This is a genomic window from Halalkalibacillus halophilus DSM 18494, assembly GCF_000423105.1.
In the GTDB taxonomy this organism is placed as follows: domain Bacteria; phylum Bacillota; class Bacilli; order Bacillales; family Alkalibacillaceae; genus Halalkalibacillus; species Halalkalibacillus halophilus.
The window spans coordinates 121,949-148,530 of sequence record NZ_AUHI01000006.1; the positions used below are offsets into that span (position 1 = coordinate 121,949).

The 26,582-nt window shown below is 37.8% G+C and carries 28 protein-coding genes and 1 other annotated feature; of the genes, 6 read left to right on the forward strand and 22 right to left on the reverse strand.

Going from position 1 to position 26,582, the window contains the following annotated elements; genetic code table 11:
* Positions 1 to 4 precede the first annotated feature (4 nt).
* Genes G532_RS0104310 through G532_RS0104330 form a run of 5 tightly spaced genes read right to left on the reverse strand, consistent with a single transcriptional unit; the run spans position 5 to position 3,548 of the window.
* The gene (locus G532_RS0104310) at positions 5 to 547 is read right to left on the reverse strand and encodes a short-chain dehydrogenase (protein WP_027963695.1); all 543 of its coding nucleotides are present in this window, start codon (positions 545 to 547) and stop codon (positions 5 to 7) included.
* Between the two features lie 29 nt (positions 548 to 576).
* On the reverse strand, positions 577 to 1,455 hold the full coding sequence (locus G532_RS0104315; RefSeq protein WP_027963696.1) for a GNAT family N-acetyltransferase: 879 nt from the start codon (positions 1,453 to 1,455) through the stop codon (positions 577 to 579).
* A 33-nt stretch (positions 1,456 to 1,488) separates the two neighbouring features.
* Positions 1,489 to 2,067, reverse strand: a complete 579-nt coding sequence (locus G532_RS0104320) for a hypothetical protein (RefSeq protein WP_035512519.1) — start codon at positions 2,065 to 2,067, stop codon at positions 1,489 to 1,491.
* Between the two features lie 14 nt (positions 2,068 to 2,081).
* Positions 2,082 to 2,738, reverse strand: a complete 657-nt coding sequence (locus G532_RS0104325) for an HAD hydrolase-like protein (RefSeq protein WP_027963698.1) — start codon at positions 2,736 to 2,738, stop codon at positions 2,082 to 2,084.
* A gap of 57 nt (positions 2,739 to 2,795) precedes the next feature.
* Positions 2,796 to 3,548: a DUF2087 domain-containing protein gene (locus G532_RS0104330; protein WP_035512520.1), complete on the reverse strand. Its 753-nt coding sequence runs from the start codon at positions 3,546 to 3,548 to the stop codon at positions 2,796 to 2,798.
* A gap of 498 nt (positions 3,549 to 4,046) precedes the next feature.
* Between G532_RS0104330 and G532_RS0104335 the strand changes: the two genes are divergently transcribed.
* The gene (locus tag G532_RS0104335) at positions 4,047 to 4,487 is read left to right on the forward strand and encodes a hypothetical protein (protein ID WP_027963700.1); all 441 of its coding nucleotides are present in this window, start codon (positions 4,047 to 4,049) and stop codon (positions 4,485 to 4,487) included.
* A 36-nt stretch (positions 4,488 to 4,523) separates the two neighbouring features.
* On the opposite strand, the gene G532_RS0104340 is transcribed toward G532_RS0104335, so the two are convergent.
* The gene (locus G532_RS0104340) at positions 4,524 to 5,000 is read right to left on the reverse strand and encodes a DinB family protein (RefSeq protein ID WP_027963701.1); all 477 of its coding nucleotides are present in this window, start codon (positions 4,998 to 5,000) and stop codon (positions 4,524 to 4,526) included.
* Positions 4,987 to 5,541 carry a GNAT family N-acetyltransferase gene (locus G532_RS0104345; RefSeq protein WP_027963702.1) on the reverse strand — a complete coding sequence of 185 codons (555 nt, stop codon included), beginning with the start codon at positions 5,539 to 5,541 and terminating at the stop codon, positions 4,987 to 4,989. Before G532_RS0104345 ends, G532_RS0104340 begins: the two co-directional genes overlap by 14 nt.
* A 110-nt stretch (positions 5,542 to 5,651) precedes the next feature.
* On the opposite strand from G532_RS0104345, the gene G532_RS0104350 reads away from it, so the two are divergent.
* A complete protein-coding gene (locus tag G532_RS0104350) occupies positions 5,652 to 6,092 on the forward strand; it encodes a VOC family protein (RefSeq protein WP_027963703.1) in 441 nt (146 codons plus the stop codon).
* Positions 6,093 to 6,160: 68 nt separating this feature from the next.
* Here the strand turns inward: G532_RS0104350 and G532_RS0104355 are convergent, their stop codons facing one another.
* The 6 genes from G532_RS0104355 to G532_RS14745 form a co-directional block, all read right to left on the reverse strand.
* Positions 6,161 to 6,772 (reverse strand): YdcF family protein, encoded by a 612-nt coding sequence (locus G532_RS0104355; RefSeq protein WP_027963704.1) that lies wholly within the window; start codon positions 6,770 to 6,772, stop codon positions 6,161 to 6,163.
* A gap of 120 nt (positions 6,773 to 6,892) precedes the next feature.
* A complete protein-coding gene (locus tag G532_RS0104360; protein WP_027963705.1) occupies positions 6,893 to 7,729 on the reverse strand; it encodes a manganese catalase in 837 nt (278 codons plus the stop codon).
* Between the two features lie 103 nt (positions 7,730 to 7,832).
* Positions 7,833 to 9,872, reverse strand: a complete 2,040-nt coding sequence (locus G532_RS0104365; RefSeq protein WP_027963706.1) for a methyl-accepting chemotaxis protein — start codon at positions 9,870 to 9,872, stop codon at positions 7,833 to 7,835.
* 149 nt (positions 9,873 to 10,021) lie between these two features.
* The gene (locus tag G532_RS0104370) at positions 10,022 to 10,552 is read right to left on the reverse strand and encodes a DUF4269 domain-containing protein (RefSeq protein ID WP_027963707.1); all 531 of its coding nucleotides are present in this window, start codon (positions 10,550 to 10,552) and stop codon (positions 10,022 to 10,024) included.
* 16 nt (positions 10,553 to 10,568) lie between these two features.
* Positions 10,569 to 11,258 carry a hypothetical protein gene (locus G532_RS0104375; RefSeq protein WP_027963708.1) on the reverse strand — a complete coding sequence of 230 codons (690 nt, stop codon included), beginning with the start codon at positions 11,256 to 11,258 and terminating at the stop codon, positions 10,569 to 10,571.
* A gap of 119 nt (positions 11,259 to 11,377) precedes the next feature.
* Positions 11,378 to 12,595, reverse strand: a complete 1,218-nt coding sequence (locus G532_RS14745; RefSeq protein WP_156882534.1) for an MFS transporter — start codon at positions 12,593 to 12,595, stop codon at positions 11,378 to 11,380.
* 29 nt (positions 12,596 to 12,624) lie between these two features.
* Positions 12,625 to 12,882 (reverse strand) — a binding site (T-box leader).
* Between the two features lie 116 nt (positions 12,883 to 12,998).
* On the opposite strand from G532_RS14745, the gene G532_RS0104385 reads away from it, so the two are divergent.
* Positions 12,999 to 13,385 (forward strand): hypothetical protein, encoded by a 387-nt coding sequence (locus G532_RS0104385; protein WP_027963709.1) that lies wholly within the window; start codon positions 12,999 to 13,001, stop codon positions 13,383 to 13,385.
* Positions 13,386 to 13,411: 26 nt separating this feature from the next.
* A complete protein-coding gene (locus tag G532_RS0104390; RefSeq protein WP_027963710.1) occupies positions 13,412 to 13,744 on the forward strand; it encodes a hypothetical protein in 333 nt (110 codons plus the stop codon).
* A 338-nt stretch (positions 13,745 to 14,082) separates the two neighbouring features.
* Here the strand turns inward: G532_RS0104390 and G532_RS0104395 are convergent, their stop codons facing one another.
* From G532_RS0104395 to G532_RS0104405, 3 genes are all read right to left on the reverse strand, one after another.
* On the reverse strand, positions 14,083 to 14,862 hold the full coding sequence (locus tag G532_RS0104395; RefSeq protein WP_027963711.1) for a YibE/F family protein: 780 nt from the start codon (positions 14,860 to 14,862) through the stop codon (positions 14,083 to 14,085).
* Positions 14,859 to 15,977, reverse strand: a complete 1,119-nt coding sequence (locus G532_RS0104400; protein ID WP_245570110.1) for a YibE/F family protein — start codon at positions 15,975 to 15,977, stop codon at positions 14,859 to 14,861. Before G532_RS0104400 ends, G532_RS0104395 begins: the two co-directional genes overlap by 4 nt.
* A gap of 76 nt (positions 15,978 to 16,053) precedes the next feature.
* Positions 16,054 to 16,260, reverse strand: a complete 207-nt coding sequence (locus G532_RS0104405) for a zinc ribbon domain-containing protein (protein ID WP_027963713.1) — start codon at positions 16,258 to 16,260, stop codon at positions 16,054 to 16,056.
* A gap of 155 nt (positions 16,261 to 16,415) precedes the next feature.
* On the opposite strand from G532_RS0104405, the gene G532_RS0104410 reads away from it, so the two are divergent.
* Complete coding sequence (locus G532_RS0104410) at positions 16,416 to 17,003, forward strand: TetR/AcrR family transcriptional regulator (protein WP_027963714.1); 588 nt, start codon at positions 16,416 to 16,418, stop codon at positions 17,001 to 17,003.
* Here G532_RS0104410 and G532_RS0104415 read toward each other — a convergent pair.
* Positions 17,000 to 17,767, reverse strand: coding sequence for an SDR family NAD(P)-dependent oxidoreductase (locus tag G532_RS0104415; protein ID WP_027963715.1), 768 nt, complete (start codon positions 17,765 to 17,767; stop codon positions 17,000 to 17,002). The two genes, G532_RS0104410 and G532_RS0104415, sit on opposite strands and share 4 nt — an antisense overlap.
* A 292-nt stretch (positions 17,768 to 18,059) precedes the next feature.
* Between G532_RS0104415 and katG the strand changes: the two genes are divergently transcribed.
* Positions 18,060 to 20,237 carry a catalase/peroxidase HPI gene (gene katG, locus G532_RS0104420; RefSeq protein ID WP_027963716.1) on the forward strand — a complete coding sequence of 726 codons (2,178 nt, stop codon included), beginning with the start codon at positions 18,060 to 18,062 and terminating at the stop codon, positions 20,235 to 20,237.
* A 77-nt stretch (positions 20,238 to 20,314) separates the two neighbouring features.
* On the opposite strand, the gene G532_RS0104425 is transcribed toward katG, so the two are convergent.
* The 5 genes from G532_RS0104425 to glpK all read right to left on the reverse strand — a co-directional run bounded on the left by G532_RS0104425 (position 20,315) and on the right by glpK (position 26,548).
* Positions 20,315 to 21,526 (reverse strand): class I SAM-dependent rRNA methyltransferase, encoded by a 1,212-nt coding sequence (locus G532_RS0104425; protein ID WP_035512556.1) that lies wholly within the window; start codon positions 21,524 to 21,526, stop codon positions 20,315 to 20,317.
* 98 nt (positions 21,527 to 21,624) lie between these two features.
* On the reverse strand, positions 21,625 to 21,825 hold the full coding sequence (locus G532_RS0104430; RefSeq protein ID WP_027963718.1) for a hypothetical protein: 201 nt from the start codon (positions 21,823 to 21,825) through the stop codon (positions 21,625 to 21,627).
* 18 nt (positions 21,826 to 21,843) lie between these two features.
* Positions 21,844 to 23,073, reverse strand: coding sequence for an MFS transporter (locus G532_RS0104435; protein ID WP_027963719.1), 1,230 nt, complete (start codon positions 23,071 to 23,073; stop codon positions 21,844 to 21,846).
* A gap of 181 nt (positions 23,074 to 23,254) precedes the next feature.
* Positions 23,255 to 24,919 carry a glycerol-3-phosphate dehydrogenase/oxidase gene (locus tag G532_RS0104440; protein WP_027963720.1) on the reverse strand — a complete coding sequence of 555 codons (1,665 nt, stop codon included), beginning with the start codon at positions 24,917 to 24,919 and terminating at the stop codon, positions 23,255 to 23,257.
* Between the two features lie 138 nt (positions 24,920 to 25,057).
* Positions 25,058 to 26,548 (reverse strand): glycerol kinase GlpK, encoded by a 1,491-nt coding sequence (gene glpK / locus G532_RS0104445; RefSeq protein ID WP_027963721.1) that lies wholly within the window; start codon positions 26,546 to 26,548, stop codon positions 25,058 to 25,060.
* Positions 26,549 to 26,582: the final 34 nt, after the last annotated feature.

Consider the following 26,582-nt stretch of genomic DNA (forward strand, 5'->3'; position numbering starts at 1 on the left):
GCCTTTAAGGTCTTTTTTCCCAAGGTTCTATGGTTCCTACAATGGTCACTTTTTGCTTAGTCTCAATCGCTGAAATTACCCCTTTTGAGATTTCAATATGGTTGAGCCAGCGAGAATCTTCATTTTCAAGAATAAAGCCTAGGATAATTTGATGGTAAACAGCTTGTTCACTTATCTTCGGTTTTTCTTTAGGAATCTGTTTAGTACTTCCTTTAATATGATATAACTCATAGGTAGAAACAGACTTACTAACGACACCATCCACGACCTCTAAGGCATCAGGTGCAGAAGAGTGAATCCAAGCTACGACGACATCGATTGGACCATGTTCATTAATCGCTTGTTGAATATGTCGCTTCAATTCTTCCGAGTCACGGTAATCGACTGAGATTAGTGTGGCGGCCTCTGCTTGGACATCCCCATTTAATACTTTTTCAAGCTTTTTCCGCTTCCGTCCGATAATTGAAGTATGTTCGGCACGAGTTGTTAACCAACGGGACGCTTCTTTAAGCATTCCAGACCCTCCGATTATTAACACATGTTTCATTGCGATCACCTCTTTTTAATTACTAAGACTTAACCTTTACCTTTTAAAGACTTCATATAACAAACAAGTTGATGTTTTCGTTCAAATCCTGACTTCAAATAGAGCCCAATTGCGCCTTCATCCTTAGCATTAACACATAAGGCCACGGAGTTAATTTCTTCAAACGATAACATCCAAGCTAACGCCTCTTTCATGAGTTGTTTCCCAATTCCTTTACCTCGTTCTGAAGGATCCACAGCAAAAAATTCAATACTCGCATCACTCACTTCAGGTTCAACCTCGACATAAATATAACCGATTAGTTGACCTTCCTCATTAAGTTTCACAAATACTTTACGATGTTCGTTCATACGTTCAATAATTTGGGCACCGTTATAATATGTTTTCGGAAATTCTTGATCATGAAGGGTGATGAAGTTGTGATGTTGCTCAGCAGAAAGCTCATTGTGGTCTGTGTTCGAAGCATCCTCTACCTCAGAATAAGTTAAAATAAGCTGTTCACTATGTTTTTGGAAATCAGCCTCACGCGCCAGCTGATTAACCACTTCATTTTGGTGATTTGGAAACAGCTCCAAAGAGTCAATACCATCTGGAATATAGGAAAGCATACCCTTCCACAATTTATGTCGCCACTCTTCATAACCATCCTTGATAAACGGACCCCAAACTTCAGCATTTTTATTTGAAAAATCGGCATCAAACCCAAGGACTCCTACAAGTTGATCCTCATCATAGGTAACAAGAAAACTTTCAGTGTATGCCAAATCCAATTCTGATTTCATATCATGTTTAATAGATTCGACTTCTTCCCCACAGAAACCGATATGTGTATGATCCTCACGATTATGCTTAGAGATAAATTCGCTTACTAAATCTAACTCCGATTCCTTCATCGTTCTTATTTTCACTTTTGTCTCTTCCTTTCAAACTACTAAATAGCTTTATCCTTTTACTGCTAGCTGGTGAATACACGCTTCTCTAATCTTCCAAATTTCATCAGGTGTATATTTAGGTTCTAACCCATTCTTTTTTATCCAGTGAGAAATATAACTTTGATGATACTCTTCTTTGTCTGCGCCGATCTGCCATGGTCTAATTGCCTTCTCATCCAAAAAGTAGCTAATTTCGTTCTCAGAGGTTTCACTTCTAGTAAAATCATAATGTTGCCCCTCATACTTCAAATAGCAGTGTGCTTCTGGAAGCGCCTTCAGATTATACTTTTCTAATACCTCTCCTATACCAGGCGTATTAATCCCATCCATTTCGTAAATCCCAGTAAACAGTAGAATATCTTCTACGTTTTGCTCTTCACATAATTTAGCCAGGGCCGCATGTTTAGTACTACACGTACCAACCTCTTCTTTAAACATAAGATAGTAATTACTTCGATCAGAATTCCTACCATACGGTAAGTTCCCGGCATAGTGAATAGCCTGATGGAAATCTTGTACACCTATTTTATAAAAGCAATCAGAAACGGGGCCTCTGTTTTTGATTGTGAAGTTTGGTATTTCATTCATTCCTGTCACGCTCCTTAATACTTGAGAGCTAAAGTTCCAGTCAATTCATTTAAACTTGTTATAACATAATCAGCTTTTTTCATCTCTTCTGGTTTCGAAAAATCAAATGAACAACCAATCGCAACTAGTCCGTTATCTTTAGCCGCACGTATATCTGACAGACGATCGCCAACGACAGCACCACTCGTCACCTTATTCTCCTCGATAATCTTCTCTACTAAATCTGATTTATTATTAGATGATATTAGCTCAATGCTGTAGACCCCTTTAACCCATCGATTAAGCTGATAATAACTGACAATCGAGTCTAAATAGTCTACCAACCCGTTGCTTGCTATAAAAATATCATAACCCTGATCATGCAAATCCTTTAATAGATTTTCTGTCCCTGAATAGAGCGCGCCTTTACCTTTTTCAATACTCTTTACTAGATTCGCTAAAAATAATTGATCTACCTTTTTTTGCGTCTCTTTATTTTGCTTTGGTAACAACGTCTCCCATACTTCTGGAAGAGGAACCCCCATAATATTTTGGTACTCTTTTAATGGAGTTTCTCCCTCCCACTGGCCGTTTTTACGTAAATACTCAAACGTTTCTTCAAGGGCACTTTCCAATACTTGATTAGTTTGAAATAACGTCCCATCCATATCAAATATAACTGCTTGATTCATTGCCACGTCTCCTAGCTGTAGAATTCTTATTTTGACTAAATAATTTTCACTTCTAAGTTAGTTATTCACCCAATATTCCGTGCAATCTTTACTTCGATCCATAAACCCGTACTCAATTAAATACCGACGAATGGTAGCGAAGTCGTCGTGGGCTTGTTTTAACTGTTCATTCACTTCTTTTTCTGTATAGGTCTTACCTTGATCAAAACGATTCATAATTTCTCTTAATACGACTAATTTTCTCTTCTCTTTACTCGGAAAGTTTGATAATTTCCCATCTAAACCATCCTTAAAATAAGTGGAGAGAATTTTCTCCCGTTCCTGTTCCGTTGTTGCGTAACGATCATCCACCATAGTTGCCCCCTTGTGATATGGAATGAATTCTTCTTCCTTCTTTTCTAGTAGATTCATAATCGATAAAAATGCTTTAGCCTGTTTCTCTTTTTCTCTTAATTTAAAACGGTGGTTACGGATGGTAGATGCACTGCCACCTTCTAGTGAATTCACGATCTCTTTATCTGATTTTCCTTGCTTAAAATAATGTAAGAGTTCTTTTTGGTGATCGGACAAACCATTCCACTTTTTGTCTAGACTAATAAGATAATCAAACATCGAGCCGTGTTGTTCATGAATGTGAGCTTTCATCGCTTTTTTCGCTTCACACCAAAGCTCACCAAAAGGGTAAATCACACCCTGCTCATATGTTTGACCACATATTAAACACGAAAAAATTTCTGTAACCTCATCAAAAATATAACCTGATTGCATTTCTTCAACCGACGCCGTCCAAAACTCTTCTGATTTCTCCATAAAATAAACACACCTTATTAAAGTTTGTTTAATTATAAACATATTTTATTTTTGTTTGCAAATTACATTAAATTAAATGGATTGGTAACATAGTCTTCGTGAGGGAAAATTAAGGGGTTAACCGGATGAGGTAAACTATCAAACATTAATATATCAACGGTCGCAAGCCTTTATCAGCCGTCACTTTCATATATCAGCGGTCGTTATCACTTATCAGCCGTTACCACCATATATCAGCAGTCGCTACCACTTATCAGCCGTTACATCCATATATCAGCAGTCGCGCACACTTATCAGCCGTTACATCCATATATCAGCAGTCGCGCACACTTATCAGCCGTTACATCCATATATCAGCAGTCGCGCACACTTATCAGCCGTTACATCCATATATCAGCAGTCGTTACAACTTATCAGCCTCACAACAATTTATCAGTCATCGCATCCTCATAATCAAAGTAATGTGGTAAAATAAGGATAAATTAAGGAGGAACGTTCATGATCTATACCTCTCAACTTTCACAAAGTATTAAAGTCTTTTTAAGTGTTTTGATCATAGGCTACTTAGTAGTATTATTTTTATCACCAAGCTTAAACCCAATTTCTTACCTTCTTATTCTGCTTATCATCATTTCTTTAAGCTCTAAACGTGAAATAATATTTGACCATTCTAACAAACGGTTTTCCAATAAATTGTTCCTTGGATGGGTGCCGGTATATCAAAAATGGATTCAGTATGAGGAAATCGAAAAGGTCAGTTGTAAACGCATTAGATGGAAAACGAAATATATGAAAATTCACGTGAAGAGTGGGTGGAATGTGCCCTTAGGTGATTTTACGAAAAAGGAGTTTTTCGAGGAATGGGAGAGGCTTGCAGAAGATCGAAATATTCCTGTAGAAAAATCAAAGGATTATCAAGTGTTAGAAAAATTAAATTAGGGAGCTAGATTCCCACTCCCATATTCAACTTTATTTTTATTCTTCTTCCCCTTTTAAAATCACATGTTCAATTTGGCCGAAGTGGTGGTGGTCATGTTGAATTAATCCTTCAAAGTATTCGACTAAGGACAATTGCTTCGTGCCTAACTGCAGATCTTGTTCCCAGTAGTTATCCGAGATTTCAGACAAACTTGTAATTAGTTCGTTTCGCATCTCAACGAATCTATTTATCGTTTCTAATTGGTCTTCTTTCTGAGCACGTTCGGCCGCTTCTGAATTTATTGCTTCCACTTCTGGTGCCGATGGAAGTTGCGTATCGCTATTTAAATATGGCAAACGGTCATTGTTAATAAAGGAATCCCAAGGGACGAAATGACTGACAATCTCCGCAACAGACCATTTCCCCTCGGCAATCGGCTGTCTCCATAAATGTTCATCCATCTCTTCTAATTGTTTTACAAATACGATGGATGCCTCATAATGTTCTAGAACTTGTTCCTTAAATGGATTCATTATTATTCCTCCTATTTTGAATGGTACGCCATTCATCTTCTAATAAACTCATCTCCCAAAGATCCCAGTACTCCTCGCCAAAGCGTCTAGCATCTCTGAGTAACCCTTCTTTCACAAACCCGAACGACTCATAAGCTTTAACAGCAGGTTGGTTATTATCAAACACACCCAAACTGACTCGATGTAAGTTTAACTCATCAAAAGCAACAGTTAATGCTTCTTCCATAACATACTTCGTGAACCCTTTCCCACGAGCATTTGGTGAAACAAGAACCTTTCCAACTCTAGCAATACCATGGAAGTAATCGATTTTCCCTAATGAAACATGTCCGATCACCTCTTCCGTTTTCGTATATACTACATTATAGACATAACGACTACTTCCGACTTCATTCGTTTCCTCTGTATACTCATCCAACTGCTCCTTCGTTAAAGGGAAAGTAAAACCGGGCCCTCCCCATTTCATCATAAATCTCGCTGATTCTACCCAGTTAATTAAACGGTCATAATCTTTATTTGTAAAATATTCTAACCTAATCATTTCAATTCCTCCAAAACTGTTACTCTATCTAAATTCGACATTTGATTACTTTCTTCCTTTTAAATCCATATATTGTTATATTAATATTAATAAATGCTAGGAGTGGTTTTATGGAATTAGACAATACTCGTCTTTTAGTAACTAAGTTTGATGCTTGTTTTCAATTTTATAAGGAAATACTAGAATTAAATGTTACATGGGGAGAAATTGGTAGTGGGTATGCAAGTTTTGAAGCAGGTAATGGAAAGATATTTGCGATTTTCAGTAGAAAAGAGATGGCAGAAGCAGTACATACTGAAAATCTTCCATCCACACCTCCCGCACAGGACCGTTTTGCATTGATTTTCCGTAAAGAAAATGGCATAGAAAAATTAGTTGAAAAACTGCGCAAGGAGGACGTGACGATCGTAAATGAATTAACCGAACGCCCTGATTGGGGGATTAAAACTATCCATCTTCGAGATCCTGATGGGAATTTGCTAGAAATCGTAACAGAGCTTCCAAAAGATAACTGGAGCCCCCACTTATTAGAAGAAGATGAAAAATTTTAATACTATTTCTAGGTTTTTAGCCTCTCAAATATGTCACCAGTGATTGAGAGGCTTTAGAATTTGCACACTTAAGAGCCAAAATCAATCTCCTGATCAACCAAAATTCCTTGCTTCACATATTCAATCAATTTATTCGATTCACCAATAATCCGTTCTCTTCCCGCTCGGTTTAAGAACCAATTATCTTCTCTACTATTCTGATCATTCACTGGACATAAAGTAAAATCCACCCAACTCGGCATGTAAGTTTGTAAGGTTAAATGGAGCCGTCTCATATGATAGGCGGATGTTACGACTAGCAAACGATTCACTTGATTTAAATAAAACTCTCGGTCTAACACAAGTAAAGAGGCTAATACATTCTCCTTTGTATGAGTCGATTGATTTTCCACTAAAATATCTTGTTCAGGTATACCCATTCTTATCGCTTCAGCCTTTAACATATTGGCTTCTGTCGCAGGATTCTCCGGCCAGGTCACTCCACCGGAAAACAAAACTTTGTCCGCTCGCCCAGCGTGGTATAGTTCAACAGCTTTCGGGAGTCGGTAAACCGTAGCTTTACTGCTTCCGACAACGAAAATACAATCTCCACTTCTACCATCGTCTTTTATCCCATGAAATAAAAGCTTCGTTCGTTGTTCATCAGTTAATTTAGATCCATCTAATTCGGATATATGCATCAACAGTCCCTCTCTTTTCGGACAAAAAGTAGTCGTATTACTATTTAGATTAACATATATATCCATGATTATTTATGTAAGTGTTCCAGTTAGCCAATCAATCCACTAACTGGAACTTTTTTAACATAACTGTGGTGGAATATGTGGGTTTGTATTAAACGAATAAGGTGGAGCAGCTTGTAAATGCGGAACCCCGCCCAAAGGTTTAGGATTCTGAATGTACTTAAACGTACTGCAGCCATCGATGCTAGGACCATGAGCCCAACGACCAGCACTACTTTCATCCCCTAATGATAAATTATAAAAATCATAAGCTACGGATTTATTTTCATCTTCAGAAGGGAATGTCGATGGAACGATGACCCCTTCTTTTTCTTCTAGCTCTTGTAAGGCAGCTAACCACATGTTTTGGTGCATACGGTCTCTAGCAATGAGGAAGGATAACATATCTCGAACACCACGGTCAGAACTTGCTGCATATAGTCGACTAGCTTGAAGCCTACCTTGAGACTCTGCCATGACATTCGCTCGAAAATCAGCAATTAAATTTCCACTCGCACCGATATAATCAGCTGACCAACGATTGCCAACACTATCTACTGGCATTGCGCCGAATCCAGAGACAATCGCATGTTGAGGGTTCATCCCACCTAAGATAGCTGCCATTGCCGGGTCTTGCGAAGCTTCCTCTAGGTCTCCTATCGGCGCGTCATCTAATAAACGCGCAATCATAGTTGCTAGCATCTCTACATGAGCCAACTCTTCCGTTCCTACATCCATCAATAAATCTTTATATTTACCATCCATTCGAACATTAAAACCTTGGAACAAATACTGCATCGCAACAGAAATTTCACCATACTGTCCACCTAAAATTTCTTGGAGTTGCTTTGCGAATAACGCGTCTGGTCGATCTGGTTTAGCTTCATACTGCAGATCTTTAACATGATAAAACACTTGATCACTTCCTAGTTTGGGATAAATAACTAAGAGTAAGGTATGCTTAGTTTCTATATAACGTTAATACCCCTCCAAACTTTGTTAGAGGGGTATTGCATAATTATGTTTGGAACTTTTTAATTAATTGATCTAATTCTTCACCAGACTCCTGTAAATTTTCTGCAGAAGTAGTAAGGGAGCGCAGTGCCTCTAATTGCTCAGAGGCAGACGCTTCTACCTGGTCAGCCGATGCTGCATTTTCTTCTAATATAGCAGCAATATGGCTAATTGACTCCACCACGTGTTCTTTGAAAGAATCTACGTTTCCTAGTTCTTGGACAATTTCTTCGATAGATTTTACCATTTCATTGTTTTCAATGGATATCGATTCTAACGCTTTCATCGATTCATCCGACAATGCTTTTTGCTCGTCAGAAATTTTACGAGAGGTGGTAATCCAAGTCACCGCTTCTTCTGATTCCTGTTGAACACTTTCAATATTGCGACGGATATCCTCTGTTGAAGCTGAAGTTTCCTCTGCTAATTTCCTTACCTCTTCAGCTACTACCGCAAACCCTTTCCCATGCTCTCCAGCTCTAGCAGCTTCAATAGAAGCATTCAGTGCTAACAAATTGGTTTGATCAGAAATATTGCTTATCGTTTGCACCACTTTACCGATTCGCTCCATTTCAGTGGATAATTTGTGGATAACTTTCTCAACAGAGTGCACTACATCAGTAGATTCTTCTGATTTTTCGCTAAGTAATTTCATTTGATCCATTCCATCACTATTCACCTGTTGAACTTTTTCTGATAGATTAGCTAAATAATTTGTCTGACTAACAATGTTAGACAATTGGTTGGAAAGTGATAAAGCAGATTCATTCGTACGCTCTGCATAGCCAGCAGCTTCATTTGTTCCTTTCGCAGATTCTCCCATCGCTCGACCGATCTCATCGCTTGTTGCAGTGGTTTCTTCAGACACTGCGCTTAGTTGTGATGTTGCATCACTTACTGTGTGAACAGATGATTTTACAGAGGTAACCAAATCACGTAATCCACTTACCATCTCATTAAAATTGGCTGTAAGTTGGCCCACTTCATCTGTTGAATTCGACTCGATATGTACAGATAAGTCCCCTGAAGCCACTTTATTAACCTCTTCATTTAATGATTTAATAGGCTTCGTTAACTTTCTAGCAAAAATCACTGAAAAAGCTGTAAATAATGCAACGACTATTAGTGACAATGTGATAATTTGTATAAGTAAGTCATTTAACGTTGCGTATGCTTCGCGGTCAGGAATCACCATACCTAATGTCCATCCTGTTCTAGGTAGAGTTTCATAATAAACACTAGCATCCCCATTTGCTGTTTCAATAGAGTGTACACCTGAATTTTCACTTTCTATTACTGTGGAAAGCGCTTGAAGTTCTTCGTCCTCTTCAAGTTGCATATCCAAACTATTATTTTCTGAAGGGTGAACAATAAACTGGCCTTCCGCGCCAATGAGAAAGCTTTGCCCACTGTATCCAGTGTCTATCGTTCGAACAACTTCTTGTAATTGACCAATATCTATATCACTAGAAATTACACCACCAGTCTGATTATTCTCGCCTGTGAACGGAATACTGGTTGTGATCAACACTGTATCAAGAGCCTCATCATAATAAGGTTCTGTCCATGCAAGTCCATCAGATTCCATTCCTACCATGTACCAAGGTTGCGTTGGGTAATCATAACTAGAATCCTCATATTCATCGGTAAAAACGGTTTCTTCGCCATCTTTATAGCTATAAGGGCCAAAATACTCTTCATCCGATTCATAGCTATAAGGTTCATACCAAACCCCCATACCAAACGTATCTTCATTCAAATTCAAAAATCTCTCAAACAAATCTTCGTATTCACTTTGATCCATTTCCATCCCTGAACTAGATACCACTGAACTTAATGTTTCACCTAAACGTTGGTGACCAATTAACCTGGAATCCATTTCTAGTATTACTTCATTAGATAAATAATCCATCTTATCATCTATTTGTTCTTCTAACTCACTTTTAGCAAACGAGTAGCTGAAGTACGATAATATAGCGATAGCTATGATCATAAATGGAACGAATATCAAAATTTTCTTCTGAATACTTCCTTTCTTTCTCAAAAAAATTACCTCCTTCTGCATGCTTTCATTCAAACATTAGTAATATCGTCATCTTATTACCTATATTTAGTCTTTATATAAGTAAAAGGTAATGTTTAAATAGTCACAAAAGTGAGGTAATTTAATTTAGTTATTAAGTTAGTATTCACTTAGATAATTTCTTCTCTCACACCATACTCAATTAATTTTTCAAATGGATCACCATCTAAGCCTAGAACTCTACAAAAGGCAGCTTCCGTATTATACCCCTGTTCTTTCAATTGAATAATATCTTCTTTTATACTAGGGTCCCTTTTTAGTAATTCCTTTTCAATCAACATGTGTACATAAGCTTTTTGTTCTTCTACAGGTTGATTCTGTGCGAACAATTCAATGTCAAATCCATTTTCTATAAAATTAACCTTCAGAACATCCCTGTTCCTAATAACCTTCGAATGAATCGAGAAGCCCTTTTTCATATGGTACAATGCTTTTACTTTTTGTTCGTATATTGTGAAGTGATCTACTTCTAAAATAATATCCAAATCTGAGCCATTTATATGAATGCCTAATGGATATGTGCCACATAATGTCGGGTTATATGTCGCCAAATCTTTAAATAAGCAGCTTTCTTTCAACACTTCATAGGCAGAGCGCTGTTGTCCATCCCCTGTCTTCAAAACATGAAACGAGTCCCACATACACAAGTCTCCTTAGTTACGCTTCCTCTTGCATGTTTTCAATGATATCTTCCATAAACGCTTTTGCATCTTCTTCGGTTTCACCGTCCACTAAGTAATATTCTACAATATAATGTAAATCGTTAAAGGAGGTTCCAAAAATCGCCACTTCAAAGTCTTCTGCTTCATGGATCATAAAATCTACTTCTTGATCGTTCAATTCAATAACTTGTGCGTCTTGAATATAGTCGTGTGGTTCTGTCAGCACAGATAATAAAATATCTTCCCTGTCTTGATGAAGACTCCCGTATACTACTTCCGATTGGGCCATTTCTTCCCAATCAGCTTGTTCCTCGTCACTAACCGCATCTGGTTCCCCTGATCGTAAATAAGTAACATTCATTTCAGTTGGGTCGCCATCTGGTGATGTTTCTTCATTTTCCCCTTCATCAGGAAAACCATTTCCTACTGTTGCAACACCGACAGTCAAATCATCAGGATCTGGAATATATGCATCTACATTCATATGATTTTGTAGTTCTTGTTCCAGCTCATTCTGCTCCGCACTTTCTGATCCCTCTTCTGATTCTCCTTCTGTTCCTTCTGACTCTTCTTCTGTTTCTTCTACATCCTCTTCCGTTTCATCCGTCTCCTCAGCCGCATCATCTTGACAAGCCGCCAATATTAATACAAAAGCTATCATGCTTATAAATAAAAGTCTTTTCATCTTAACACCCTTCTTTTCTATGTAAATTTTTATATAGACTTATTTTAACTGACAAATCGTTATCTGAATACACAAAAAAATCACTTTAGTCATTTTCTTTGAAGATTGACTTAAAACTGTCAATGTTTGATACGAACTAATCGTAAGAGCATGACTGTTACAAATAATATAACAACAGAACCGAATATTACTGCTACACCTACAGATACCAAGTGTGAGAGGAGTGCTATTAAAGCTGTCATAAAAATAATACAAACTGCTTCCACTAACCCATATAAACTCCGGATTCGCCCCATCTGTTCAACCGGAATATTGTTTTGATAGAAAGTCTGATAACCAGTATTGGCAAACGCATTAAAAAAAGCTAATACAAAAAAACCGGCACTTGCCATCAAAAAAGTATTAGAAAAGGCAAACAAAATATAACCAACGGATACCATAATCGAGCCAATCCCCATTAAAAACGGAATCGATAGCTTGCTTACCATAACCACATTAACCCCTGCACCAATTAGAATCCCAGCTCCAGCAATACTTACTAGAACACCATATTGATAATCTGTTAAACCAACGACCTCTTTAGAAAATGCTACTTCCAAAGAATCAATTGCCGTTTGCATCACTACAAAGATTCCGAACAGTAAATAAATCAACGTTATGAAAGAATAAAGGCGACTAAAAATAACTACTTCCTTCCAATCATGTTTCAACATCTTCAAAGTAAGGCGTTCCATTGTGGTTTCCTTCGTTAGATGCTTTTCTACGTTAGGCATCACAATCGTCACAATAGCGGATATGAAAAAGGTTCCAGCGTTGATATAAATCGCGAATATTGGGGAACCAACCGTTAATAATATTCCTGCAATCGCAGGTCCTAACAGAAAGGCACCTGAATCAAGCAAACTTCTTAATGCATTGAAACGTTGACGTTGCTCTCTTGGGATCAAACGAGTAATATAACTGGAGGAAGCTGGACTATACAATGTTTCTATCATAGTTAACACAAATACCACACAATAGATGACAGGTAGATTCGTAATAAATATAACCATCAACAACAGAAACAGAGATTGTAAAACATCTAACACAACCATCACATATTTTTTATTTACTCGATCTACTAAACTTCCACCCCAAAAATTGGTACAAATAGCCGCAAACGGACGAATGATATACAAAGCGGCAACAGCCATAGCTGATCCAGTCATTTGAAATACAATTAAATTAAGTGCAATAAAATAAATCCATGATCCAATAGAAGATAACCCAATCCCAAACAGTAAAATTGCAGGAAATTTCCAACTAGAAAACAACTTCATGACTCGACATCGCCACATACTAAAAACACCCCCAAGACTTTAGTAGTCTCGAGGGCGAACGAATGTCGCGGTGCCACCTCAATTTGATTAATTGTTGCCAAGTAATCCTCATCAGGTACGGCAGGAGAAACTCCTACTTATACCTTAGCTTTATAACGTAAGCAAACGATGTACAATCCCCGATTAAGGTTCCCATACATAGCTCCAAGACTTGTTTCAACATAAAAGGTCACTCACTCCTTCTCAGCTCACGGAGTTCTCTGTCAGAGTCCTTGCATGTTTACTCTTCTTATCACAGCTTTTAAGATTTTAAGTAGTATAACACTTTGATAGATGGAAGTAAAACTTTCTTTTCATGGATAAATTTCTCTTCCTAGTACTATTATGTTATTTTAAAAATAAAAGAGTTGGAGATGCTTCTTTGAAAAGATTTTTAGCTGCTTTTTTAACACCAATTATACTTTATATACCACTTATACCTAATATATTAATAAGCGGTGAGTATGTTTATTTACAAATTTTTGTTCCCATTTATTTTATAGTAACATTTGTTTATATTATAGTTGGTATTCCTGTTTCTTTTATCGTAGATCATATTAACGTAGGTTCACGAATTTTAAGGTACACGATAGCCGCAACAATTATAGGAATAAGCGAAAAATTATACGCTCATTTTTCTTCCGATTACCACCTTTTATTTACAAGCATAATTTTTTATATTTGCGTGACTTGGGTTTTCTTACTTACTTTAAAGCTAGTAGAGTTGTCACTTTCCCATATTTCAAATAAAATTGAGAATATGAAGTAGTCAGATTCACCAAAAGGAGAATGAGTATGAAACGCATGAACCTCATTGTTATTATAACTGCACTTGCTATTATAGGATTGATGTCCGCTTTATTAGGATCAACCGGATTTCTTTTTAGTTTATTGATTGTAGGAGTAGGAGCTTGCATTCCATTAGTCATCAAAGCTTTCACATCGGGATCCGTGCCACGACCGACAATTTATGGTACATCTGCTCCTGGAAAATTAACCACAGTTGGTTCCAATCAAGCATCAAAACCTGAATCCAAACAAACAAGCACATTTAATCCTTTCTTGTTAGCAGCAATAGGGTTCGCTATGCTAGGGATGTTTTTTATTGTAGCTCTGTTTATGTATTAGAGGGCATTATCCCTTAAGAAAGACCTGGAAAAGACCACCCGGCACCATTCTTGCTGACTGCTTTTTATACGATAGATTTGATGTCTGACAAGCACACAGATTCCGTTTCGGGCGAATGGACCTCGTATTCAGGTATATAAGCAGCTTAATCAGGTGGACTGCTCCCGTTTCGGGCGGAGGAGCGCCTTATTCAGGTGAACATGACACTTATTCAGGTAAACAGAGCTATTTGCCGGCAAATAGCTCATCACACCATCATGGCTATGACTTCCCCTTAATACGAGAGCACCTACTCCTTTAAGACTCCCACTACCACTCCACCTACTTACTAATCCCCTTTATCCTTCACCCTCTTTCCCTCTAAACCAACCCTTTTCAAGCACGAATGCTGTTACCCAAGCTGTAACAGGAATAATGATAGCAACACCAGCCCCTGCAAATAGCACGGTAATTAATTCTGCACTTAAGACCCTGGCATTCACCACGTCACCAAAACTATAAGAAAGGTCTTTAAACCAGACGAGTAAGGCGAGAAAACTACCAAAAAAGGCAAAGAAGATTGTATTAGCACTTGTTCCTAATATGTCCTTTCCAATAGCCATCCCTCTTCGAAATAGCTCTTTGCGCTTAAGGTTAGGATGGTAACGGTGTATTTCATTCATTGGAGATGCAATGGAAATAGCATTATCAATGATCGCACCAATAGTACTAAGTATAATAACTGAGGCCATGAGTTGAACGAAATCAATTCCAATCATTACTGATAAAGCCGCAATCTCTTCTCCTTCTTCCTCCCCAAATCCTTGAATGTGGGTTAATTCAGTTATAAAATAAATCCCGATCATCAACACGGCAATTGTTAGCATGGACGATAGGAAAGCAGCTTTTGTTTTGACATTATTTCCATTCAGGAAAAATAAATTAACATACCCAATCGTTACACATGCTAATAAAGCTAATATAACAGGGTTTCTAGCAGGATCAGCCATAAATATAATTGCTACGATGATAATGGAAAAATTGAAGAAAATCGTAAAGAAAGATTTCACACCTTGTTTTCCACCTACCCAATACATAAGACTAAGAAGGATCAGCGCCAAAAGCCATAGTACATTCATGATCTCACCTGCTTTCGGCTAATCAAATAATTGATAATGTAGATTGCAATAGGAATGGTCACTACAATACCAATCCCACCAGCAAGTGCTCGAGCAATATCTAAGGAAATCGTATGGGAAAGAGCAAAAGATAAAGGTACTGCATTTTTAATATAAATTATAATAATCGGAATGGACCCGCTAATATAAACAAAAAATAGAATGTTCGTCATCGTACCCATAATATCTTTTCCAATCGCTTTTCCAGAAGAATTCAGCTGTTCCAACGTTATTTTATTATTCTTTTCAAAAAGGTTGTATAAAGATGAAGTTATCGTAATCGCAACATCCATAACTGCACCTAAAGCTCCGATTAATACTCCCGCCAAAAAGATTACTTCCGGATGCCTCGTTAAAAATTGCATCTCTTCAAACCTTAATCCAGTGCCTCCTGTTACGTATAATAAAATAGAGGTAATCGCCAAAAGAGCTAACATTCCAGAAAGTGTGGCGAAGATTGCCGCATATGTTTTAATCGAACGCCCATTCACCATCAATAAGGAAATCACTGTAAATAAGACAATACAAATGAGAGAGACAAACAGTAAACTAACGTTCGACGTTTGAATAAAGGCATCCAAAGCAAATGATAGAATCAAGGAATTGATTGCCAAACTAAGCAAAGCCATTAACCCCTGTTTTTTTCCAACTAATAATAATGCAAAGATGAAAAACCACGCAACATAAACTAAATAATAGTCCCTTTTAACTCCTTCTACCCTCGCCTCTTCACCATTTATAGAGAGAAATAATTGGTCTCCGGTCCGGTAACGATCTCCTGTTGCTTTGGAACCAGTAAATTCATCTATTACTGTGACTTGTTCGCCTTTTTGATTGCCATTTTGTAACTTTAAATAGAGTTCTTGTTGACCTCTAGTATCTTCATTGCCTGCTCGGTCTGTCGTAGGTTCTTCATTTATGAGGTTTACCTCCGTTACAACTCCAATCGGTTTATCATAAAGCCCATGATTGTGATGCACGAAAACGATAGATGCAATGACAATGAATAACACCGTGGTGTAAAAGATATAGTTTTGCTTTTTCATCGTTTTTAACTGCATCATCACTTTATTCACGACTTACCTCCAGACTAGTTGTAACACTCTGATTAAGTTAAGTGAGCAACCTTTATATATCATTCAACTAAAATAATTATCCACCAAAAAAGAAGTCAATCACATTGGAACTTGCCGAAGCTTTTTTGTTGTATAACTCCGAATACCCACAATTGGTACAAAATACCACTACAAAGTGATTGTGTTGCACATCAAACATTTTAGAAAGCCCGGTGCCTGATGCAGCAATTTCCTTTGTATCCGCTTCTGTTCCTCCACATTTAATACAGCCTTTTTCTTCCATTCAAAACACTCCTTTTTATGATTTATTACCTATTTTAACTGAAAATTCTTTCAAGGAAAATATTCACCTAGATTGATTACCTCTCTCTCATAGGAAACTATTTTGCAAGTGATTTTTCATGTAATAATATATAATTAAAAAAAAGGGGGGGATTTATGACTGATGCACGCTCTTATAGGACTAGAAAAAACTTACAAGATGCCTTGATTATTTCATTGAATGAGGAGGGATTTGATTCGCTGACTGTACAATCCATTGTGAAGAAAGCTGGTATTAGTCGCAGTACTTTTTACCGCCATTTTCAAGATAAAGAATCTCTTCTTTTTGATTTAGAGCAAGACCAAATTAAAGGTTTAATTAAGGCATTTAGAGCGCCTTATATCTATGCTCGCCATTATAATGTCGCAAACATTTCCTCCTCATCAATCGCAATTTTTCAATATATTCTTGAGCACAAGGATTTCTTTAATTTAATTGTTCGTTCACGCTTTTTATCCAAGTTTCAGCAAAAAATGATAGATGAGATGACAACTTTGCTCAAAGAGGATTTAAAATATTTAATGCCTTCTACTAAAGAGAAAACAAATTTGTCTCAATTCATTATTTTCAGAGCATATGGTATTTTCGGGATAGTTATCGAGTGGATTAAGCGCGGCTTTCAAGAGTCTCCTGAATACATGTCACAGCAGCTACTGCGAGTTATTAGTTTCACACCAGCTGCTGTGTATAAAAGAGATTCTTAGTTTGGAGTCATTCCTCCATCTACTGTGTAATGACTTGAGGTCACATAGGAAGCACCGTCAGAAGCTAAGAATATTACAACATTAGCAATCTCTTCAGCTTCCGCATAACGTTTTAATGGAATTGAATTGGAGTACTCCGTCTTTACACTTTCTGAGTCGTCAGGGTTCATATTCGTCTCAATTGCTCGCATCATATTTGTGTCCACTGGGGCAGGACAAACAGAATTAACCCTAATTCCTTCACCAGCTACTTCGTTGGCGGCAGTTTTTGTTAAGCCAATAACAGCGTGCTTCGATGCCCCATAAGCTGCCATTCCAGGAGTCTCAATCATTCCTGCTAAAGAAGCAGTGTTAACTACTGCGCCACTACCTTGCGATTTCATTTCTTTTAAAACGTATTTTAATCCATAGAATACACCTTTCACATTCACATCAATTACTGCGTCGAAATCTTTAGATTCAAGCTCTGTTATCATGTTAAACGGCCCGTTGATTCCAGCATTATTAAAGAATATATCTATTTTACCAAATACTTCTTTTGCGTAATCAACATAAGCTTTCACTTCCTCTTCTTTAGAAACATTCGCTGAAAATGTATAAACATTATCAGCGTTATTAAGCTTTGATTTTGCCTCTTTCAACGCCTCATCTTTTAAATCTACTAACAACACCTTTGCTCCACCGGCTAAAAATTGCTGGGCAGTAGCTAGTCCAATTCCACCAGCACCACCAGTAATTACAACAAACTTTCCTTCAAAACTCATTAGATCATCTCCTTTTCTTGTATTAGTTTCAGATTAACTAACTATGAAAGCGCTATCAATTTTGTGCATTAAGTTTTGCTACAATTCGATCAAAACTGTCTTATATCTATTAAATTAATACTTCAAGAAGATGTCTTATTGCTTGTTCTAAAAAAGTTTAGATTTTTAAAACCTTATTACTTTCTGTTTAGGTCATTATTTATTATAATTATAAAGTGAGAATAAATCTTGTTGTTAGAAAACTAACAGGATTTAAAATATATCTTTTTTATTCAGAAAGGGGAATTTTTGCATGGCGAACAATGAAAATGTTGAGAAGTGCCCAGTAACACATCAAGAAATGCCTTCTAATCCAACTGGAGGAACGAAAAACCACGAATGGTGGCCAAGTCTATTAAATTTAAATATTCTACATCAGCATGATACAAAAACGAATCCTCTAGGAACTGATTTTGATTATGCAGAGGAATTTAAAAAGCTAGACTATGATGCATTGAAACAAGATTTACATGACTTAATGACAGACAGCCAAGATTGGTGGCCTGCCGATTACGGACATTATGGACCATTTTTCATTCGTATGTCATGGCACGCAGCTGGTACGTACCGCATGCAAGACGGTCGCGGAGGCGGCGGAAGCGGTTCACAGCGTTTTGCCCCATTAAATAGCTGGCCAGATAACGGTAACCTTGATAAGGCGCGTCGCTTACTATGGCCAATTAAACAAAAATACGGAAATAAAATTTCTTGGGCTGACTTACTTGTCATCGCAGGGAATGTTGCAATTGAATCCATGGGTGGAAAAACAATCGGATTCGGAGCTGGACGTGAGGATATCTGGCATCCAGAAGAAGACGTCAACTGGGGTCCTGAAACAGAGTGGCTCGGTGACGAACGTTATCATGGAGAACGCGAATTAGAAAATCCTCTTGCCGCAGTGCAAATGGGATTAATTTATGTTAACCCAGAAGGTCCAAACGGTGAACCAGATCCAAAAGGAAGTGCGTTTGATATTCGTGAAACATTCAAGCGTATGGGAATGAATGATGAAGAAACTGTAGCTCTTACAGCTGGTGGACACACGTTTGGTAAAGCACATGGTGCAGGCGATGCAGGCCATGTAAGCTCAGAACCTGAAGGCTCTCCTATTGAAGAACAAGGTCTTGGTTGGAAGAGTACACATGAAACAGGTAATGGCCCTTACACGATTACAAGTGGTATTGAAGGTGCTTGGACTCCAACACCAATCACTTGGGATATGTCTTACTTTGACATGTTGTTTGGCTACGAATGGGAACTTACAAAGAGCCCAGCCGGAGCTTATCAGTGGGAGCCAGTGAATCCTGACGAAGATCACTTAGCACCAGACGCTGGTGATACAACAACAAAAGTTAAGACAATGATGACAACTGCTGATATGGCAATGCGTGAAGACCCAGATTACGCTGCAATTTCACGTCGTTTCCATAACAACCCGGACGAGTTCGCAGACGTATTCGCTCGTGCATGGTTCAAATTACTTCACCGTGATATGGGACCTAAAGACCGTTATCTTGGACCTGAAGTTCCTGAAGAGGACTTCATCTGGCAAGATCCAGTACCAAAAGTAGATTATGAACTAACAACATCTGAAATCGAAGACTTAAAAGCGAAGATCTTAGACTCTGGATTAACAACGAGTGAACTTGTGAAAACAGCTTGGGCTTCCGCAAGCACATTCCGTGGTTCAGATAACCGCGGTGGTGCCAATGGTGCTCGTATTCGTTTAACTCCACAAAAAGACTGGGAAGCAAATGAACCAGATATGCTTGAAAAAGTCTTGAATGTATATGAAAAGATTCAAGCTGACTTTGATAAAAATGTAAGTATCGCTGACTTAATCGTCTTAGGCGGTAGTGCAGCAATTGAAAAAGCAGCTAAGAATGCTGGTCATAACGTAACCGTACCGTTCACACAAGGACGCGGAGACGCAACTCAAGAACAGACGGAAGAAGAAAACTTCGAAGTCTTAGAACCTGTTGCTGATGGCTTCCGCAACTATCAAAAGAAAGATTACGCGGTTAGCCCGGAAGAACTTCTTGTAGACAAAGCACAGCTACTTGGACTATCAGCACCTGAAATGACCGTACTAATCGGAGGTATGCGTTCACTTGGCGCTAACTATGGCGACAAAGAACACGGCGTATTCACCGAAAATGTTGGCGCACTATCCAATGAGTTCTTTGTTAACTTATTAGATATGGATGTAGAATGGAAGCCAGTTGAAAATAACCTATACGAAGCTCGTGATCGCCAAACGGGAGAAACCGTTCGCACAGCAACTCGTGTAGACCTTATCTTCGGTTCACATTCCGTACTACGTGCCATTTCTGAAGTATATGCACAAGCAGACAACGAAGAAAAATTCGTCAATGACTTTATCAATGCTTGGGTGAAGATCATGGACGCAGATCGTTTTGATGTGAAATAAAACTTAAGCATACAAAAACCGTTCAGCTAAGAAGCTGAACGGTTTTATTTATATATCGATGATACAAACGATAATTATTATTTCGCTATTTTTTCAATGACCAATACTTTCAAATAATTACTTGGTTTATAAAGCTTATGCACCGTAAAATCTCTTGGCAAGCCAAATTCTTCTTTGATGCGATAAGCTTGTCCCGCTTCTTTAAAGCCTTTATCCACCATCTTCTTGAACTGGTCCATTCCAAATGAAGCATTGTTTGTAGAAGCGATTATTATGCCATTTGATTTCGTGATCTCAACAGAATTCGTAATCAAAGAAGGATAATCTTTTGCACTAGAGAAAGTCTTTTTCTTCGAACGTGCAAAACTAGGTGGATCCAAGACGACCATATCATATTTCAAATCATGTCGCTTGGCATATTTGAAATAGCTGTATACGTCCATCACATATAGATCCTGCTTCTCAATATCAATGTCGTTCAAACTCAACTGTTCCATTGTTTTCGGTTCACTACGTTTAGCTAGGTCAACACTAGAAGTTTTCTTTGCTCCACCTAAAGCTGCTGCCACGGAAAAAGCACCTGTATACGAGAACGTGTTAAGCACATGCTTTCCTTTCGCATAACGGTCTCGGATTGCTCGACGAACATCCCTTTGATCCAAGAAAATTCCGGTCATTGCACCATCATTCAAATCAACCGCAAAATTCATACCATTCTCTTTGATGATCAATGGGAATTCCGCGCGTTCGCCTGAAACGAAGTCATCATCGTCAATATACTTCCCTTTCGTATCAAACCGCTTCTTTTCATAAATCGACTTACACTCACCATACTCCTCTAAAACGGTAACCACGAGATTTTTAAACGAATAAATTCCATCGCTATACCAATTGATTAAATAGTGCCCGTCATAATAATCAATTGTCAAACCACCGATTCCATCTCCTTCTCCATTGAACAAACGGAAAGCAGTAGTTTGTGGATCATCATAAAACCCTTTTCTTTTATTGATAGCAGATAAAATTTTACTCCGAAAGAAAGATACATTTATCTCCTCATCCGGATTATGCGTCAAAACCCAACCAAGGCCTTTATTCTGGTTGCCGTAATAGCCCTTAGCAATAAATTTCTGACTCGAATCGACTAAATGAATAATTTCTCCTTCTTCTTTAAGCTCATTCGCGTTTCGAATAGCCTCTCTATGAATTAAAGGATATTTATTTTCAAATTGTTTTATAAATTTTTTTTCTATGATCAACTCAACCATGTTTGTAACGTCCCCTCTCATTGTATTCACTATTATCACACATCTAATATACAAAAGTAAAAAAGATCATGAGACTACAAGTTAAAGAAAAATTACTGGGTCCTCTAAAGACTTTCTGGTTAATCATTAGACTCTTTTTTCTTTGATAGACCCAACTCCTCAATTATACGAGGATGTTCTATCAAAATAAGATGAACGACAATTACCGATAGCAAGTAAGAAATGGTCGGATCAATCGTGCCTAACATTCTGCTAACAATGACATAGAGTACCATCGAACCAATAAATAATACTAAAAAGTAAGCTCCAAGTTTTGACACTTTAACACTCTCCTTAATTTAGTCAAGCTCAATAGGCTCCAACTCATTCACCGACTTATTCCCATTTTTAAATCGAACCGTAATCAGACACCCTAAGAATAATAATGCCGCACAAATTCCAATCGCAATTTGTGGTCCTACCCATTCCGATACACTACCTGCAAATAGGTTTCCTATAATTGCGACTGTACCTGCCAGAAGCATTCCACCCCCACCAATTCGTGCTAAATAATGGTTTGGCGTAATCGCCTGTCTAGCAGATCCGTTTACCACAAAAGCCATAGACAAAGCACCATCAAACAAGAACATTCCAAGCATTAACAACAGGAGTAAATCTGTTGAAAGTAGCAAAACTAAGCCAAATCCTGAGACAGCCATTAAAAAAGCATAAAGTAATCTCCATGGCTTGTCTTGGACTTTTTGAAGAATAAACACACCTACTAGATTACCTGCTCCAGCTGCAGACAACACTAATCCCGTCTGCCACTCACTCATTCCCAGTGTTTGATTTGTATAAATAATAACCGTTAACGTGACCGCTGTTGTAGTGAAGTTTAAGATCCCCATATGAGAAGAGGTAAACCTTTGATACTCATTTTTGAATAATAACTTGATGTTAGCTAAAGAGCCTACATAGGACTGCATATATGTTTTCTTTATGGGATCAACTTTTTTCTTCTCCTTATAACTAAGAAATAAAATCCCTAGAAAGGAAATCAAATAAGTAGTCGCATCAATACTCAATACCGCCGCGACCCCATATGCAGATAAGACAATTCCCGCCAAAGTTGGACCAAATAAAGTACTTACTGCATCCGCACCTTCAAAGCTATTGTGAGCTTTCACGAGATTATTTCTCCCGACCACTCCTGGTACCATAGCTCCAAACGAAATTCTAAAAAACAACCCAGATGCACCTAGAATAAGTAAGCTCCCTGCCAGCATCCAGATCGTTAACTGATCCGTGACCACAAATAGGACAAGAGCAACCATGGTCATAAAACTAATCGCTTCTGAAAGCAAAGCAACACTTCTCTTACGCTGGTTTTCAATCCAACTACTTGCTGGTAACGACAAAAACAGTGGAGCAAGTTGCGAACAAACCACCACTAACGCTGCATGCCACGGAGAACCCGTTAACTGCAAAACAATAAGCGGAATCGCAATTTCACTAAATCGATTCCCAAATATAGTCGCCAATTGACCAAACCATAATACTTGAAAGTTTCTCTCTTTATATAAACTCATTTTTATCACATCCCTAATTCTTTCTATTTACATTTAGGGATTTAATCACATTGGAAACACTCCTTGGCTTTCACATTTTTGATGTTTTTTCCATTTAAGCATTGTTATTCTGTTTGGTCAAATTCGTTTAAGAAACTCTAACATCTTTTTATTCGAAAACATCTCAGTATCAAAATAGACTCTATCTTTCTTCCTCCACAAATATTTTAGAGGTAGGTTGTTCTAAAGAGCTTATCAACTGTTCTAACTCTTTTTTGTATTGCTTCATTTCGGCATCAGTCCAGTTTAGTAAATATGCCATACATGCGATCACTTCATTTTTCCACCTCTTCACCCAGGCCACATCAAATAAAAGCGCACTGGTACGCCGCATAAAGTAGTCAATCGGGGTTGCTGTCATTTCATATTGGATTCCATAAACAACTGATAAATAAATATCTGCAGGTAGTTTGAAGTTTTCACTTGGTTTGGTCTCTAAATTTAACAAGGTATCCACATTTGATCCATAAAGATCTACTAACCAACGACTCTGATCTTCCGTTAAACCACTATTCATAGCTAATTCTAATTTTTTGTCTTTAAAGTTTTGAAAATTATCTGCTCCTCCTACATCTCCTCCAGAAATAGGCAGACTTTTTGTTTGAGATTTCACTTGAAGCGTCGGGAATGTGAAATCTATTACTTTTTCAGCCATTTTTCGATAACCTGTTAATTTACCACCTGCGATTGTAACCAAGCCTGAGCTCGATTGCCATATTTCATCTTTGCGAGATATTTCTGAAGGATTCTTTCCTTTTTCATGTATTAATGGCCGAATACCTGCCCAATTAGATTCTATCTGTTCGACAGTAATACGGATGCTTGGGAACATATAACCAATAGCACTTAATATATAATCGATTTCTTCCTCAGTAATAACTGGCTCCGTTTTATCTCCTTGGTAGAATGTATCGGTGGTCCCAACATATACTTTGTTTTCCCTTGGGATCGCAAACAGCATTCTTCCATCTGGTGCATCAAAATAAACAGATTGTTTCAAAGGAAAATGCGATTGATCGATAACAATATGAGCTCCTTTAGTTAAAAGTAAGTTCTTTTCCGTTTCGTTTTCTACTTGATCTATCTTTCGAATGTCATCCACCCATGGTCCTGTTGCATTAACTACCTTTTTCGCATTTATGTTAAAGAGATTAGTCGATAATTGATCTTCAATAACCGCTCCAGCCACTTGATCTTCTTTATATAATAGATTTGTTACTTTTACATAGTTGAGTACTTTTGCTTCATGAAATACTGCTGCTTTGATTACTTCAAGAGTTAATCGTGCATCATCGGTACGGTATTCCACATAACAACCACTAGCTTTTAGTCCTTCTTCTTTTATTAACGGTTCTCTTTGTAAGGTTTCTGATTTCGATAACATTTTTCGTCGTTCTGCCTTTTTTACCCTCGCCAAGAAGTCATACACTTTTAAACCTAATGACGTGCTAAATTTTCCAAAAGATCCATTTACGTGTATAGGGAGCATCATTTCTTCCGGTTTTGTTACATGTGGGCCATTTTCATATACGATTGCCCTTTCTTTACCTACATCAGCAACGAGTCCAACTTCTAATTGCTTTAAATAACGCAATCCCCCATGAACTAGTTTTGTCGATCGACTAGATGTGCCAGAAGCAAAATCTTGCATCTCAATTAACGCAACCTTCAGCCCCCTAGTCGCTGCATCTAAAGCTATACCCGCACCAGATATCCCCCCTCCAATAACTAGTAAATCATATGTTCCTTCTGACATTTCATTGATTATTTTATTTCTATTTCGTGTAGAAAACTGATTATTTTCCATTTAAAAACTCCTCCCTCGTACAATCTAAATATAAAAAAGACCACACGAAAAACGCTAAGGGAATTATCCCTTATGTTTCGTGTAGTCTCTCCAAGTCTCTGACCAATTTATTAACTTATTTATATCGAATACAATCGTTTATTTAAAAATCATCGTTGCTTGCACTGCTTTCTTCCAGCCACTATAAAGTTCATTACTGATTTTGTTTTTAAGCAGTGGCCGAAATTCTCTAGCAATTTCTACTTGTCTAGTAATGGTATCTAGATCTTTCCAAAAACCAACACTTATACCAGCTAAACATGCAGCTCCAAATACAGTCGATTCACTAACTTCAGATCTTTCAACTGGCACTCGTAATAAATCGCTTTGAAATTGAATAAGAAAATTATTTTGTGCAGCACCGCCATCCACTTTAAGTGATTGCAAAGTTATATTAGAATCATTTTCCATGGCTGTTACGACATCTTTTGTTTGAAAGGCAATTGATTCTAAAGTTGCGCGAATTAAGTGTTCTTTTGTAGTACCTCTAGTTAACCCAAAAATGGCACCACGCACGTCACTATCCCAATAAGGTGTACCTAAACCAACAAATGCCGGAACCATATAAACACCCTCAGTCGATTCTATACGTTGAACATGACGGTCCGTATCTTCTGCTCGTTCGATTAACTCTAACCCGTCTCGTAGCCATTGAATTGCTGAACCAGCTACAAATATACTGCCTTCTATGGCGTACGTCACTTTTCCATCTATTCCCCAAGCTATAGTCGTAAGTAATCCTGAGGTCGTTTGAATAGCCTCTTCGCCAGTATTCATCAGCATAAAACACCCAGTTCCGTAAGTGTTCTTAGCCATCCCTTTTTCAAGACATGCATTTCCTATTAGTGCAGCTTGCTGGTCGCCCACTGCGCCAGATATTGGTATGGAATGACCAAAAAAAGCATTTGGATCTGTCCTAGAATAAATTTCAGATGAAGAAGTTACTTCAGGTAACATGGAAGACGGAATACTAAGAAGATCAAGTAGGTGACTATCCCATTTTAATTCATGAATGTTATACAATAACGTCCTTGAAGCATTTGAATAATCTGTTACATGCCTATTACCACCAGTTAATTTCCAAATTAACCAAGTATCCATTGTACCAAAAATTAATTGCCCATCCTCCGCCTGTTTATTAGCGCCTTCTACATGGTCAAGAATCCACTTGATTTTTGTAGCTGAAAAATATGGATCTATTTTTAATCCAGTTTTTTGACGAAAAATATCTTCCAGTCCATCCCTTTTCAAATCTTCACAGATCGCTGAAGTTTGTCTAGATTGCCAGACAATAGCATTATATATCGGAATCCCCGTTTGTTTATCCCATACGAGCGTTGTTTCTCTTTGATTAGTAATTCCAATCCCTGCAACTTGTTCTGCTGACACTCCTGATTCTAATAAGCAGTTTTCTATCACGGATAAAATCGATTCCCATATTTCATTCGCATCATGTTCAACCCAACCCGGGTGAGGAAAGTGTTGGTTAAACTCTTGTTGAGCAGAATAAACCACTTCCCCCTGTTTGTTGTATAAAAAGGCTCTAGAACTAGTTGTCCCTTGATCTAAAGCTAAAATATAAGTGTTCATTACATAACTCCCTCTAATTGAATCAATGTTACCT